General features: G+C 69.1%; 14 protein-coding genes and 1 tRNA gene. 5 read left to right on the top strand and 10 right to left on the bottom strand.

Annotated elements, in window-relative coordinates; genetic code table 11:
- Nucleotides 1-11 precede the first annotated feature (11 nt).
- The 4 genes from ACZ6MZ_RS01455 to ACZ6MZ_RS01440 all read right to left on the bottom strand — a co-directional run bounded on the left by ACZ6MZ_RS01455 (nucleotide 12) and on the right by ACZ6MZ_RS01440 (nucleotide 3,249).
- The gene (locus ACZ6MZ_RS01455) at nucleotides 12-1,484 is read right to left on the bottom strand and encodes a class E sortase (RefSeq protein ID WP_469349090.1); all 1,473 of its coding nucleotides are present in this window, start codon (nucleotides 1,482-1,484) and stop codon (nucleotides 12-14) included.
- Entirely contained in the window at nucleotides 1,481-2,119 is a 639-nt protein-coding gene (locus ACZ6MZ_RS01450) for an aminodeoxychorismate/anthranilate synthase component II (RefSeq protein WP_384178383.1), read from the bottom strand. Before ACZ6MZ_RS01450 ends, ACZ6MZ_RS01455 begins: the two co-directional genes overlap by 4 nt.
- On the bottom strand, nucleotides 2,116-2,289 hold the full coding sequence (locus ACZ6MZ_RS01445; RefSeq protein WP_384178380.1) for a hypothetical protein: 174 nt from the start codon (nucleotides 2,287-2,289) through the stop codon (nucleotides 2,116-2,118). The genes ACZ6MZ_RS01450 and ACZ6MZ_RS01445 overlap by 4 nt, the downstream gene beginning before the upstream one ends.
- A 192-nt stretch (nucleotides 2,290-2,481) precedes the next feature.
- Entirely contained in the window at nucleotides 2,482-3,249 is a 768-nt protein-coding gene (locus ACZ6MZ_RS01440) for a DUF881 domain-containing protein (protein ID WP_384328847.1), read from the bottom strand.
- A 142-nt stretch (nucleotides 3,250-3,391) separates the two neighbouring features.
- Here ACZ6MZ_RS01440 and crgA point away from each other — a divergent pair, with 142 nt between their 5' ends.
- Nucleotides 3,392-3,649: a cell division protein CrgA gene (gene crgA / locus ACZ6MZ_RS01435; protein ID WP_384178374.1), complete on the top strand. Its 258-nt coding sequence runs from the start codon at nucleotides 3,392-3,394 to the stop codon at nucleotides 3,647-3,649.
- A 328-nt stretch (nucleotides 3,650-3,977) separates the two neighbouring features.
- Here crgA and ACZ6MZ_RS01430 read toward each other — a convergent pair whose 3' ends face one another.
- Both ACZ6MZ_RS01430 and ACZ6MZ_RS01425 read right to left on the bottom strand, forming a co-directional pair.
- On the bottom strand, nucleotides 3,978-4,898 hold the full coding sequence (locus ACZ6MZ_RS01430) for a rhomboid family intramembrane serine protease (RefSeq protein WP_469349086.1): 921 nt from the start codon (nucleotides 4,896-4,898) through the stop codon (nucleotides 3,978-3,980).
- A gap of 130 nt (nucleotides 4,899-5,028) precedes the next feature.
- Complete coding sequence (locus ACZ6MZ_RS01425; RefSeq protein ID WP_389782715.1) at nucleotides 5,029-5,556, bottom strand: peptidylprolyl isomerase; 528 nt, start codon at nucleotides 5,554-5,556, stop codon at nucleotides 5,029-5,031.
- 502 nt (nucleotides 5,557-6,058) lie between these two features.
- On the opposite strand from ACZ6MZ_RS01425, the gene ACZ6MZ_RS01420 reads away from it, so the two are divergent.
- Nucleotides 6,059-6,757 carry a DUF5324 family protein gene (locus ACZ6MZ_RS01420; protein ID WP_384178365.1) on the top strand — a complete coding sequence of 233 codons (699 nt, stop codon included), beginning with the start codon at nucleotides 6,059-6,061 and terminating at the stop codon, nucleotides 6,755-6,757.
- 147 nt (nucleotides 6,758-6,904) lie between these two features.
- Here ACZ6MZ_RS01420 and ACZ6MZ_RS01415 read toward each other — a convergent pair whose 3' ends face one another.
- Entirely contained in the window at nucleotides 6,905-7,291 is a 387-nt protein-coding gene (locus tag ACZ6MZ_RS01415) for a DUF6344 domain-containing protein (RefSeq protein ID WP_384178362.1), read from the bottom strand.
- Nucleotides 7,292-7,930: 639 nt separating this feature from the next.
- Between ACZ6MZ_RS01415 and ACZ6MZ_RS01410 the strand changes: the two genes are divergently transcribed.
- Entirely contained in the window at nucleotides 7,931-8,308 is a 378-nt protein-coding gene (locus ACZ6MZ_RS01410; protein ID WP_469349083.1) for a peptidase inhibitor family I36 protein, read from the top strand.
- 150 nt (nucleotides 8,309-8,458) lie between these two features.
- Here the strand turns inward: ACZ6MZ_RS01410 and ACZ6MZ_RS01405 are convergent.
- Nucleotides 8,459-8,531, bottom strand: a tRNA-Ala gene (locus ACZ6MZ_RS01405).
- Nucleotides 8,532-8,717: 186 nt separating this feature from the next.
- Between ACZ6MZ_RS01405 and ACZ6MZ_RS01400 the strand changes: the two genes are divergently transcribed.
- Complete coding sequence (locus ACZ6MZ_RS01400; RefSeq protein WP_384178356.1) at nucleotides 8,718-9,266, top strand: DNA-binding protein; 549 nt, start codon at nucleotides 8,718-8,720, stop codon at nucleotides 9,264-9,266.
- A gap of 63 nt (nucleotides 9,267-9,329) precedes the next feature.
- Nucleotides 9,330-10,754 (top strand): serine/threonine-protein kinase, encoded by a 1,425-nt coding sequence (locus ACZ6MZ_RS01395; protein ID WP_469349082.1) that lies wholly within the window; start codon nucleotides 9,330-9,332, stop codon nucleotides 10,752-10,754.
- 51 nt (nucleotides 10,755-10,805) lie between these two features.
- Here ACZ6MZ_RS01395 and ACZ6MZ_RS01390 read toward each other — a convergent pair whose 3' ends face one another.
- Together ACZ6MZ_RS01390 and ACZ6MZ_RS01385 are read right to left on the bottom strand one after the other, a co-directional pair.
- Nucleotides 10,806-12,200, bottom strand: coding sequence for a hypothetical protein (locus ACZ6MZ_RS01390; protein WP_469349080.1), 1,395 nt, complete (start codon nucleotides 12,198-12,200; stop codon nucleotides 10,806-10,808).
- 268 nt (nucleotides 12,201-12,468) lie between these two features.
- Complete coding sequence (locus tag ACZ6MZ_RS01385) at nucleotides 12,469-12,603, bottom strand: DLW-39 family protein (protein ID WP_219852833.1); 135 nt, start codon at nucleotides 12,601-12,603, stop codon at nucleotides 12,469-12,471.
- Nucleotides 12,604-12,658 lie beyond the last annotated feature (55 nt).

Below are 12,658 nucleotides of genomic sequence, written 5' to 3'. Positions count from 1 at the left end.
TTCCGGTCGCCTCAGCCGACGAGAGCGTCGGGCTTGCCCTTGCTGCGTGGCCGTTCGTCCACCATCTTGCCCCACACGATCATGCGATAGGTACTGGTGAACTCCGGGGTACAGGTCGTCAGCGTGATGTAGCGACCGGGCTGCGTGAACCCCGAACCCGGCGGCACCGGACGGATCACACTCACATTCGACGGCGGCGTCTGCGGCAGGATGCTCGCCATGTCGTACGTGTAGTACGCGTCCTGCGTCTCGACGATGATCTCGTCACCGGGCTTCAGCTGGTTGATGTAGCGGAACGGCTCGCCATGGGTGTTGCGGTGCCCGGCCACCGCGAAGTTGCCCTGCTTGTCGGAGGGCATCGCCGTCTTGAGACTGCCCTCCGAGTAGTGCCCGACCATGCCGTGGTCCAGGACCTTCGCCTTGCTGATGCCCTCGGCGATCGGCACCACGACATCCAGCTTGGGAATGTGCAGGATGGCGAAGCCCTCACCGGGCTCGAAGACGCCGGGCTGCCGCCCCTTCGCCCAGCCGTCCTGGATCTTGTTCGTCTCCTGGCCCGCGTACTGACCGGCCCGGATGTTCGTCCACCACAGCTGATAGGTGACGAACAGCAGCATCAGGACACCGAACGTGATGAACAGCTCGCCCACCACCCGGCTGGCGATGACCGCGGGGCTCTCCTTGCTCGCACGCGCCGCACGGCGCGCTTCGACGCGGGAGAGCGGCCGGGAGGGCGCCGGCTCCTCGGAGTCGAGCTCGGACCCGGCCGCCGAGGGGTCGGGGCGCTTACGGCCCCGGCCGCCGCCCTTGGCGGCCTTGCGGCGCTCGGCACGGCCACCCGTACGCGGCTCCGGGTCCTCCCGCTCGGAACCGGTCCCGGACGCGGCCGAGACCTCAGCCCCGGACCCAGCTCCGGACCCAGCTCCGGATCCGGCCTCCGGCTCGGCCGCGCGGCGCGTGTCCGCCGTACGCAGACCGACCGTCCGGTCGTCCATCGCAGGCCGGGCCGCCGGCCCAGGCACGGGCCCAGGCGCGGACACCGGCTCGGGTGCGGTCTCGGGCGCGGTCTCGGGAACGGACGCCGGGGACGGACCCGGCGCGATCTGCCCCTCCGCGTAGTACGGGGCGCCGGCCGACCACTCCTGCTGCTCGCCCGGGGCCCGCTGCGCCTCCTGGGCCCCCTGACCGCCCTCCGCCGCGTACTGCTGGTAGTAGTCACCGGACCACTCGGGCTCCCGGGCCGGAACCTCCTCGGCGCGGACCCACTGCGCCCCGCCCTGCGGCCCCTGCTGCCCTTGGTGCTCCCCCTGCTGCGGCCCCCGGTGACGCCCCTGGCGCCGCGCCTGCCTGCTTCCGGGAAGCGGATCGTTCAACGGGTCCGCCAGCCCGTCCACCGCCGCCTCGAACGCGCTGGAGTCCCCGTAGGCCCCTTCCTCGTACGAGCCTCCGTGTCCTGCGTCGTGTTCGGGGCGGAGTGCCGTCACGCGAGCGCCTTGCCCACCACCGGCGCCAGTCCCGTCGACCGGCCGACCGCGCCCGGATCGCCGCACTGCGCGAGCCAGTTGGCCAGCATCAGGTGGCCATGCTCGGTGAGGACCGACTCGGGGTGGAACTGCACACCCTCGACGGGCAGTTCACGGTGGCGTACGCCCATGATGATGCCGTCCGCGGTCCGCGCCGTGACCTCCAGCTCGGCCGGGAGCGCCCCGGGCTCCGCCGCGAGCGAGTGATAGCGGGTCGCGGTGAAGGGCGAAGGCAGCCCGGCGAAAACGCCCTTGCCCTCGTGCGTGACGAGGGACGTCTTGCCGTGCAGCAGCTCGGGGGCGCGGCCGACGACACCGCCGTACGCGACCGCCATCGACTGCATGCCGAGGCAGACACCGAAGACGGGGACGCCGGTCGCGGCGCAGTGACGCACCATCTCGACGCATACACCGGCCTGTTCGGGGGTGCCGGGGCCGGGGGAGAGCAGGACGCCGTCGAAGCCGTCCTGGGCGTGGGAGGTGGCCACCTCGTCGTTGCGCAGTACCTCGCACTCGGCGCCGAGCTGGTAGAGGTACTGGACGAGGTTGAAGACGAAGCTGTCGTAGTTGTCGACGACAAGGATGCGCGCGCTCATCCGGCGGCCCCCGGTCCGTCGACCGTCACATCGTTGAACGGCAGCAGCGGCTCCGCCCACGGAAAGACGTACTGGAAGAGCACATAGACGACGGCCAGCGCCAACACCAGCGAGAGCGCCGCCCGCAGCCACACGTTGCCCGGCAGATGCCGCCAGATCCAGCCGTACATGCTGTCCCTTCCGTTCGGTGCCGCCCCAGGCGGTACGGCACCAGACTAAAGGGCCGCAGGGGCACATGGGCGGCGCATGGGGCAGCTAGCACGGAGGTTCGAGCTTGCTGTTCGTCACAGCCGCCGACCGGCCCGACGCCCGTCCGAACGTCTACTCGAGGTCCACTCGATCTCTACTCGACAGGTTTCGCTCTACTCGACAGGTTTCGCGTTGTGGAGCTCCACCGCGCCCGAGTACCCGGGGAGCGTCTCCTTGCCGTGCTCATCGACCTTCCAGCCGAGGCCGTACGCCTTGACGTACAGCTGGTAGTTCTGGATCGCCGGGGAGTCGGTGAGGGCCTGGCGGAGCTTGCCGCGGTCGCCGACAGCGGTGATCTTGTACGGCGGGGAGTAGACCCGGCCCTGCAGGATCAGCGTGTTGCCCACGCACCGCACCGCGCTGGTGGAGATCAGCCGCTGGTCCATGACGCGGATGCCCTGCGCGCCGCCCTGCCACAGGGCGTTGACCACGGCCTGCAGATCCTGCTGATGGATGACGAGGTCGTTGGGCTGCGGCTCGGGATATCCGGGATTCGCGGTGGCGTTCTGCGGGGCGTCGTCGAGAGTGACGGTGAGAGCCTGGCCAGTGATCTTCTTGGTGCCCGCGGCGTTCTCCAGGGCGCGCAGCTTGGCGTCCTCGGCCGCGGTGGAGCCGTCGTCGCGCCGGACGAGGGCATCGATGTCCTGACGCACCACGGCGGTGGATTCGCCCAGCTCAGCGTTCTTGCGGTCGCGCTCATGGATCAGGTCGGAGAGCTTCAGCAGCGAGGCATCGGTACGGATGTTCGTGCCCTTGGCCGTGTTGAAGCTGGTCACGAAGATCAGGCCGGCGAGCGCGAAGACGGCAGCCGTGAGCAGCCGGACCGGCCGCCCGATCGATCGGCGAACCGGCCCTGGGGGAGAGTCGGCAGAATTGCTCAACGTACCCTTATCTCCTTAGGCGCCGCGGAAGCACTACGCTAACGGACGCCCGGGGGCGGTGGTGTTCGCCCTGCTCTCCGCCCCGGAACCCCGTTACAGTTCCCCTGCGCGGTCACGCAGCGCATCGACAGGAGAGTCCCTCGTGCCGAAGTCACGTATCCGCAAGAAGGCCGACTTCACGCCGCCCCCGGCGGCGAAGCAGGCAACGAACATCAGGCTGACCAATCGGAGCTGGGTGGCTCCGGTCATGCTCGCCATGTTCCTGATCGGACTCGCCTGGATCGTCGTCTTCTATGTGACCGAGGGCGATCTCCCGCTGGAGAGCTTCGGAAACTGGAACATCGTGGTCGGGTTCGGCTTCATCGCCGCCGGTTTCGGTGTCTCCACCCAATGGAAGTAGCCGGTCCACCACCCGGCGGTCAAGCTCTCCCCTGACTTATCCACAGCGTTGTCCACAGCCAGGGGAAAAGTTAAGACGATCTGTGGATAACTCCACGGAATGTTGACGCCGGTGTGACTGCGTCCGCCGTACTGATGACACGGTCGCCCCTTGTCGCTGCTGGTCAAACCCACATTGGCGACAAGGGGCACTGATGTTCCCCACAGGATGCACAAGATCCGCCACACACTGTGGACAACTCATGTGTACGGGCCGTCTTCCCGGCGTCACACTCAGCTGACGGCGTTCAGCTGACGGCGCTCGATGCTCGGTGTTCGGCGCTCGCCGCTCACATCAGCGAGGCCAGCGAGGCCGTTCTGGTCATGACGATCACGATCGTCGCCACCAGCACCAGGGCACAGGTCCCGTACTGCACGAGGGCCCGGTGCTCGCGTGGCGCGTGCACCATGCCGATGGCGATCAGCGTGCCCGCCACCAGGCCGCCGACGTGAGCCTGCCAGGCGATGCCGGGCCAGGTGAAGGTGAAGAGCAGGTTCAGCGCCAGCAGGGCGAAGACCGGCCGCATGTCGTAGTTGAGCCGGCGCATCAGTACGGCGGTGGCGCCGAGCAGCCCGAAGATGGCACCGGAGGCGCCCAGCGAGGCCTCGTTCGGCGCGGCGACGAGATAGGTGAGCGCGCTGCCGGCCAGTCCGGAGAGCAGGTAGAGGGCCAGGAAGCGGACGCGGCCGAGCGCCGCCTCCAGCGGCCCGCCGAGCCACCACAGGCCCAGCATGTTGAAGGCGATGTGCCACACCTCCTGGTGCAGGAACATCGCGGTGACCAGCCGGTACCACTCGCCGTCCGCGACGCCGACCTCCTGGCGGAGTTCGGGATTGAAGGCACGACCGACGAGATCGAGATCGTCAACCAGGCGGTAGTGATCGCCCACCGCCAGGACGGCGACGAAGACCGCGATATTGATGCCCAGCAGGATCTTGGTGATCAGCCGGGGGTCGGCCGCGATCGTGCCGCCGACGAGGGTGCGTGGCCGGTTGGCGGTGGGCGAGTGTCCCGTACCGGAACCCTGCCGTACGCACTCCGGGCACTGGAACCCCACGGAGGCGCTGACCATGCACTCGGGACAGATGGGGCGCTCGCAGCGGGTGCAGCTTATGCCGGTCTGCCGGCCCGGATGCCGGTAGCAGCTGGGCCGGCCGTCGGTGACGGCGTGCTGATCCTGGCCTCCAGGGCCTCCTGGCGGGTTGTCCATCGGTCCCCTCGGTCCTCATGACGGCGGACGGCACACAGCGCACCGCCCCGCCCGTCCGGTATGTAACCACTACGGACGGGCAGGGCGGGAAGGTTCCCCGGATCCGGCGAACCGAACAGGCTGTGAGCGGTCAGCGGGTCTCGATGACGACCGACTCGATCACCACGTCCTGCACCGGACGGTCGGTGCGCGGGTTGGTCTGGATGCCGCCGATGGCGTCCACGATCTTCTTGCCGGACTCGTTGCTGACCTCACCGAAGATGGTGTGCTTGCGGGTCAGCCAGGCGGTCGGCGAGACGGTGATGAAGAACTGCGAGCCGTTGGTGCCCGGGCCCGCGTTGGCCATGGCCAGCAGGTACGGCTTGTCGAAGGCGAGGTCCGGGTGGAACTCGTCCTCGAACTCGTAGCCCGGACCGCCGGTGCCGTTGCCCAGCGGATCCCCGCCCTGGATCATGAACCCGCTGATCACACGGTGGAAGATGGTGCCGTCGTACAACCTGTCCGTCGTCTTCTTACCGCTCGCCGGGTCGGTCCACTCCCGCTCGCCCTGGGCGAGCTCGACAAAGTTCTTGACCGTCTTCGGCGCGTGGTTCGGCAGGAGCCGGATCTCGATGTCGCCGTGGTTGGTCTTCAGGGTGGCGTAAAGCTGCTCGGCCACGATCTGCCTTCCGTAAGTCTTCTCTGACTCTCACGATCCTCGCACGGACGGCACGCCTGTTGCCCGGCCGCTGCCCCGGAACGGGCTTTGCGCCCGTCTTGGGGCGGTTTCGGGGCCGGATGGAGGCATGAGCGGATCGGGATCGGATCAGGATCGGACCAGACCGGTGCGCAACCGGACCGGGATCGGGATCAGGATCGGGATCAGGGCAGGCGTGAGTCAGGCTCGGCGGCGGAATCACGCATGACAGCGGCCCGTGGCGGACAGGCGAAGAAAAGGACAGCCGAATCGCGCCGGGACCGGGGCATGCCGGAGCCGGGCGTGGCAGTGTCGTCCAGGAGCTCCCATTGGGCTCACATTGGGCAGCAATGCCCGAGCATCGACCTATATCGCCATCCATGACCCGGATGCCCGCACCGCATGCCGAGATCGCGCCCAGCGGGCATGATTTCGAAAAGGGTGGATAGGCGAAATACCGAACGCCACCGAGGAGGATGATCCTGTGACCCGCATGGACAGCGTGCGCGCCGCTACCGGTTCGGCGAAGGAGAGCGTGCAGCACGCCGCGGAAGCGGTGGCCCCCTACGCCGGTACGGCCAAGGAGCAGGCCGCTCTATATGCCAACGAGGCGCGCGTACGGCTCGCCCCGACGATGTCTAAGGCCGCCCAGCAGGCTCGTATTCAGTACGGCGCCCGGGTGGCGCCGCATGTACCCCATGTGCCCCCAAAGATCGATGACGCGGCTCACCGTGCTGCCGTCCGCACCCGCAAGGCCGCCCGTCAGGCGGCGGATTACACGGTGCCGCGGGTCGAGCACGCGGTGGCCACCGCTCAGCCGGTGGCGGAGCAGGCCGCGGCACGTTCCGCGGCCGCGCTGGCCGCTCTGCGCGGACAGGTCACGGCGAAAGAGATCCAGAAGCTGGTGAGGAAGCATGAGCGGCGGGCCAGGGCCGGACGGCTGGCCAAGGGGCTCGCGCTCCTCGGTGTGCTGGCCGGTGGGACCTTCGCCGCGTGGAAGTGGTGGGACAAGCAGGCAAATCCGGACTGGCTGGTGGAACCGCCGGCTGCTACCGAGGTGTCGGATCGTGCTCCGCTGTCGTCCGTCGACGGCAGCCAGGGTGTGATCGATCCGCTCGATCCGGAGGTACAGGCCAAGCAGGATGAGTCGGAGACGGATCGGGACCGGGACGATCGTCCCTGATCACGGACCGCTTTTTCTGGGCGTGGCATGCGTGCGGTCGGTGACATGCGCGGCATGCACTGCGTTCGTGACATTCGTGACATTCGTGGCACGAGAGGCGTGCCGGGTTCGGTGAGGCGCCGGGAGACCATCGGGGATCCCGGCGCCTTACGCCGCGAGGAGTGCGGCATCCGCCGCGTATGCCGCGTAGGCGGCCTCACGTGCCGCGCCGGCACGGGCTACGGCGTCATCCAGCATGTCGGCGGGCAGATGACGGACCGAGGGTGACGCACCGTGCGCCTCGGCGTGGATACGCTGCTTGATCGTGGGCGGCAGCGACCGGTCGCGTGGCAGTGACCGTGGCACCCCCGCTCTGGCTGTCATGGCCTCGGCGGCCCGGTGCGGGGCGACGGGCGCCGGCACGGGCTGCTCGGTCGGCTGCTGTGCGGCGGCGCCGGCGGCCGCGGCCGGGGCGGTCAGCCCCAGGGAGGCAAGCACCGCGAAGAACGCGGTGATGAAGACGGTCCACAGTTTCTTGACCTTGAAGGCGGCCATGACCCCTCGCTTTCGGGTTGGGCGATCTGCATACCTTCCTCATGATGTGGACGCATGTCGGGAATCCACGGAGCTACGCCGCCGCCTCACAGTTCTTCGGATGAACACCACTCGTACGGTCCAACCGGCCCCCGAGAGCCGGTCGTCGACCGCCCCGTCGTGCCTCGACTGGCGCTCAGCTCAGCCTGACGTTATGAGCGAGGGATCACCGCGGGGTGAGTGTCTCCGGGCCCGCAGGCTGCCCTGAAACCGCAGGCAGCGGGGATACCGGAGTACGGACGCCACCGCCTGAGGGGAGCGCGGCGCGAGGACGTGGCGCCGCCGGCCCGGCCGAGTCCGGACTGTTGCACCCGGCTGGAGCAGGGCCGCGAGAAACAGCGCACGCCTTGTCCTGCCGTCATGGACCGGCACCGTCACCGTGGCCGGCCCGGCAGCGACGGGCTCGCCCTCGGTGTGCGGTTGCCATGCCGCCGAAGATGTGGTTACGCCCGGCCGCAGGTGCGCAGTAAATTAAGAAAAGCGTTTCATCATGAGTTCAATGAATTCATTGACAATTCCTTGACGCCCCGAGGAGTATCTAAAGGACCGCACAATTCGACGCACTCATTGAATTCTGGGGGACTTCCGATGAAACGAGCAATGGGAATCACGCTGGCCACCGTCGCCCTCGCGGCCGGGGCCACGGTGGCGGGTGCGACAGCACCCACCGAGGCGGTGGAAGCGGCAGTGGCCTGCGGTTCCGGCATGGTCTGCATCTACCCGCAGACGAACTACGGGGGCGTGCCGTACGTCCGACGCGGATCCGACGGGGGCGCACGCTTCCACAACCAGCCCATCAACGACAATACTTTTTCGGTTATCAACAATTCCAGCCGTACCGCGCGGATCTACCGGAACAGTTTGTACGGCGGATCGCACACCTGTATCCAGCCCGGCGGCCGCATCGCCGATCTGCAGAGTTACTCCGTCGGCCGCTGGGGATCGTCCATGCGCATCAATGACAACAATTGCGGCTGAGGTCCGGCTCCCGAGCAGCTTCGCTCTCGGCCCGCCCGCTGCCGACCGCCCCCGCCCGTCGCCCGCTCGCTGACGGTGACACTGGCGCCCCACACACGAAGAGCTCCCCTGACCCGCGTTTCCGCAGGCCAGGGGAGCTCTCTCGTACCGTGGAGCCTAGGAGAGTCGAACTCCTGACATCTGCCATGCAAAGACAGCGCTCTACCAACTGAGCTAAGGCCCCGGGAATGGGTGGGTACGGCCGAGCAGTCAGGAACGGCTCGGCCATCACCGGGGACCAGAGTACCGGGTGTACCCCGTGATTCCGCAAAAAGATGGGACTCCCCGTGCGCGACCACGCTCCGTAAGATGCCCCACGAGGTTCGCAGCAGCGAAGCTGCCGCGCTGGGGAAGCGATGGGGAGACGCGCATGGATGTCACACAGCAGGAATCGACTGCGAGAGCGAGAGAGCTCCAGCGGAGCTGGTACGGAGAGCCGTTGGGGGGTTTGTTCCGTCGTCTCATCGATGACCTGGGCCTGAACCAGGCCCGGCTCGCCGCGGTGCTCGGATTGTCCGCCCCGATGCTCTCCCAGCTCATGAGCGGTCAACGCGCGAAGATCGGCAATCCCGCGGTGGTCCAGCGGGTCCAGGCGCTGCAGGATCTGGCGGGCCAGGTGGCCGACGGCAGCGTCAGCGCCGGCGAGGCCACGGACCGGATGGAGGAGATCAAGAAGTCGCAGGGCGGCTCCGTCCTCACCGGCACCAGCCAGACGACGAACAGCTCGGGTGCGCCGACCGTGCGCAGGGTGGTCCGCGAGATCCAGTCCCTGCTGCGGTCGGTCGCGGCGGCCGGCGACATCATCGATGCCGCAGAGTCCCTCGCCCCGACCCAGCCCGAACTGGCAGAGTTCCTCAGGGTCTACGGCGCCGGGCGCACCGCGGAGGCGGTCGCCCACTACGAGGCGCACCAGAGCTAGAACTGGACCTGGGGCAGGGGCGGCAGGCCGCCGGACGAGACGACTGGGAGCGGGCGCGGCGCAATGGGTGAGGTCTTCGCGGGGCGGTACGAGCTGATCGACCCGATCGGGCGGGGTGGTGTCGGCGCCGTCTGGCGTGCCTGGGACCACCGTCGCCGACGCTATGTGGCGGCGAAGGTCCTCCAGCAGAGCGACGCGCACACGCTGCTGCGGTTCGTCCGTGAGCAGGCGCTGAGGATCGATCACCCGCATGTCCTCGCCCCGGCCAGCTGGGCCGCGGACGACGACAAGGTGCTGTTCACCATGGATCTGGTGAGCGGCGGGTCGCTGGCGCACGTCATCGGCGACTACGGGCCACTGCCACCCCGTTTCGTCTGCACCCTGCTCGATCAGCTGCTGTCCGGTCTGGCCGCGGTGCACGCGGAGGGGGTCGTGCACCGCGACATCAAACCGGCCAACATCCTGATGGAGGCCACCGGAACGGCGCGGCCCCATCTGCGCCTGTCCGACTTCGGTATCTCCATGCGCAAGGGCGAGCCGCGCCTGACGGAGACCAACTATGTGGTGGGGACGCCGGGTTACTTCGCGCCCGAGCAGATGATGGGCGCGGAGCCCGACTTCCCGGCCGATCTCTTCGCGGTCGGGCTCGTCGCCCTTTATCTGCTGCAGGGTCAGAAGCCCGACTCCCAGGCCCTGGTCGAGTATTTCGCCGCTCATGGCACCCCGGGAGCGCCGCAGGGCATCCCCGAGCCGCTCTGGCAGGTCCTGGCGGGCCTGCTGCAGCCCGACCCGAACGCGCGCTTCCGTACAGCCACCGGCGCCCGCAAGGCGCTGACAACGGCCGTGGAGCTGCTTCCCGAGCCCGGCGCCGATGACGAGCCGGTCGAGATCTTCGACCAGATCGGGCCGCTGCCTTCCGCGTTCGGCCCGTCCGGTCCCGTCACGGATCCGCAGCCGGGTGGCCGGCCGGCGGACCCGCACACCGACCCGCGCGCGGCTCAGCGGGCCGACGGCCGGCCGACGGGACAGCGGCCTTCCTCCCCCACAGCCTCCACAGCCGCCTCCATGTCGGAGACGGGCAGCTTCCATCTCCCCCCGCCGCCGGACCGGCAGCAGGTATCCGGGCAACAGCAGCCACACCCGCAACAGGGGCATGGGCACCACCAGCCTCCCGCCCTGCCGCACCCGGCGCAGCCGCACTCCTCCCCCACCTCGATGTCGGCGCATCCGGTCTCCCCCCTTCCCTCCACACCCGCCGACCTGTCCCACGCTCAGACGGCGGCGGTACGGCACGATCACGCTCTCACTCGTCCATACACCGCTCAACGCCCGCAGGTTCCCGCCCAGCAGCCGGTTCCGCGCCCGCAGGCGCCAGCCCGCCACTCCGCGCGAAAGCGACCGGGACCGCCCCCGAAGGTGGCGGTCCCGGTGCTGCTGCTGGCGCTGGCCTGTTTCGCGGTAGGCATCTGGGCGCTGACCCAGACCTGAGCACGACCCGGATCCGGGCCCGCGCGGCATGCCCCGCGGGCTGTCCCCGCGTTACCAGCCGGAGGGCGGCGGCCCGTACTGGTGCGTCGGCCGGGTCGGTGCGCCCTCCGGCCCCTGCCCGGGTAGCTGCCCCTGGCCCTGATCCGGTCCCTGCGACTGCCCCGCCCCCTGGTCCGCGCGCCGCCGTGCGAGCAACGTCCATACCCCGAGCCCGAGCACCAGCACCGTGCCCGCGCCGATCCCGGCCGCCGCGACCAGTTGCATCGTGTCGCTCCGCGCCGCGTCCGCGCCGCTCTGCCCGTTCGAGGCGTCGTCCAGCTTCTCGGGGGTCACGGTGAAGTCGCCGGCCGGACCCGCGTACCCCGGCCCGCTCCTGGCCTGGCCCTTGACGTTCACCCGCAGCGTGAGCCCGTACGGCTTCGCACCGAACTTCTCGGCCACCTCGGGATGGAGGCTGACCCGCAGGTAGTACCAGCCCGCGAACCGCATGTCCTTGTCGCCGGTGCTGAACCCGAAGCGGTTCTCGTACGCCACCGGCGGCAGCGGATCGAGGGCCGTCGTCTTCTGCTTGCCGTCGTACGACACCGAGTCGCTGCTGTCCACGAGCCCCCGGGCCGGGTTGTACAGGGACACGGCGAACGCGCCGCTCACGAACCCCTCCCCGTCGGAGCTGCCCAGGTCGGCGCTGGCGTAGAGCTGCTGTCCCCAGTCCACCGGCACCCGGTAGAAGAGCGATGCGCCCGGCTCGATCTTCGCCGTCCACTCGCCCTGCGCCAGCCCCTTGGCGTCGTAGAAGCTGGTGCCGCCCTCGCGCACCCGCGGTGCGCCGCCGACCGGCTCGGGGGAGGCGCTGGGCCATACCGACGGCGCCTGGGTGGGCCCGGCCTCCTTCAGCCCGGGCTCGGAGACATGGCGGATCTCCAGGTCCCACGGGTCGGGGGTCGAGCCGGCCTCACTGGTCCGCTCGATGACGACGAAGTACGGACCTTCCTCCTGGCAGGAGTACGCGCCCTTCTCGATCAGCCGGTAGGCGTAGGCCGCGAGCGGCCGGGGATACTCGCCCGACGTGCCGAACCGCGCGTCGTTGGAGCTGCAGTCGTTGCCCTGGCGGTTCTGCAGCGAGACTTCGATCTTGTCCCCGAAGGCAACCTTCGTGCCCAGCTTCGGCACGGCCACCGCGGACACATAGGCGTTCGTCTTCGCGTCGAGGTCCAGCCGGTAGATGAGCTTGCCGCCAGGACCGATCGAGTCGCGGTAGGTGGAGCCAGGGTCCAGCGGCTTCGCGTCGCTCGTGGTCGTCGCTCCGGTGATCTGCTTCGCCTCGGGCTGGAAGACATAGGGGTTCGGCTCCCCGGCCGCCCATGCCTGCCCCGGCAGGGCCACCATCGCGCACATCGCCGCCGCCCCGGCCAGCGCGACCCGGCCCCTGCTGCGCTGCCTCTTCACGCGCTTCCCCTCGTCGTCTCGGCCGCCCCGCGCCGGTCGTGGCGCCGGTCCATCCTGCCCCGGCGGTCCCGTCGCTGTCTGCGCGCCCATCCGAATAACCCCGCATGTCCGCCTCGCGACATTCACTCATGCAAGCGAATACTTCACACAAGCGAATCAATGGAAGAGGCCGTCACCGTGTCACAAAAACCGGAACGGCACGAAGCTCTCGGACAGCACGAAGCCCCGGCCGCTCGGCGGCCGGGGCTCGCATTCGGACTGCTGCGTCTCACACACCCGTACCTGCGGGCACGGAGTCGGTCGCCTCCGTCCACAGATCCTGCTCGGCGCGATCCGCCTGGATCTGGCGGTACACGAGGAGCCCGCCGATGGCGGCCAGTGCGACCAAGAGAAGCTTCTTCACCGCGCGACCTCGTCTTTCCTTGACGTAGGGGACTTCTGGCGCCCGACTATACACA

It is taken from the genome of Streptomyces sp. NPDC042201 (assembly GCF_055582185.1).
The sequence above is the reverse complement of the archived record's forward strand: the minus strand, read 5'-3'. Positions and strand labels throughout refer to the sequence as shown.

Excerpts from the sequence above, each read along its gene's own strand:
- ACZ6MZ_RS01450 (WP_384178383.1), bottom strand. The coding sequence starts at position 2,119 with ATGAGCGCGCGCATCCTTGTCGTCGACAACTACGACAGCTTCGTCTTC.
- ACZ6MZ_RS01445 (WP_384178380.1), bottom strand. The coding sequence starts at position 2,289 with ATGTACGGCTGGATCTGGCGGCATCTGCCGGGCAACGTGTGGCTGCGG.
- ACZ6MZ_RS01430 (WP_469349086.1), bottom strand. The coding sequence starts at position 4,898 with ATGGACAACCCGCCAGGAGGCCCTGGAGGCCAGGATCAGCACGCCGTC.
- ACZ6MZ_RS01415 (WP_384178362.1), bottom strand. The coding sequence starts at position 7,291 with ATGGCCGCCTTCAAGGTCAAGAAACTGTGGACCGTCTTCATCACCGCG.
- ACZ6MZ_RS01410 (WP_469349083.1), top strand. The coding sequence starts at position 7,931 with ATGGGAATCACGCTGGCCACCGTCGCCCTCGCGGCCGGGGCCACGGTG.
- ACZ6MZ_RS01400 (WP_384178356.1), top strand. The coding sequence starts at position 8,718 with ATGGATGTCACACAGCAGGAATCGACTGCGAGAGCGAGAGAGCTCCAG.
- ACZ6MZ_RS01395 (WP_469349082.1), top strand. The coding sequence starts at position 9,330 with ATGGGTGAGGTCTTCGCGGGGCGGTACGAGCTGATCGACCCGATCGGG.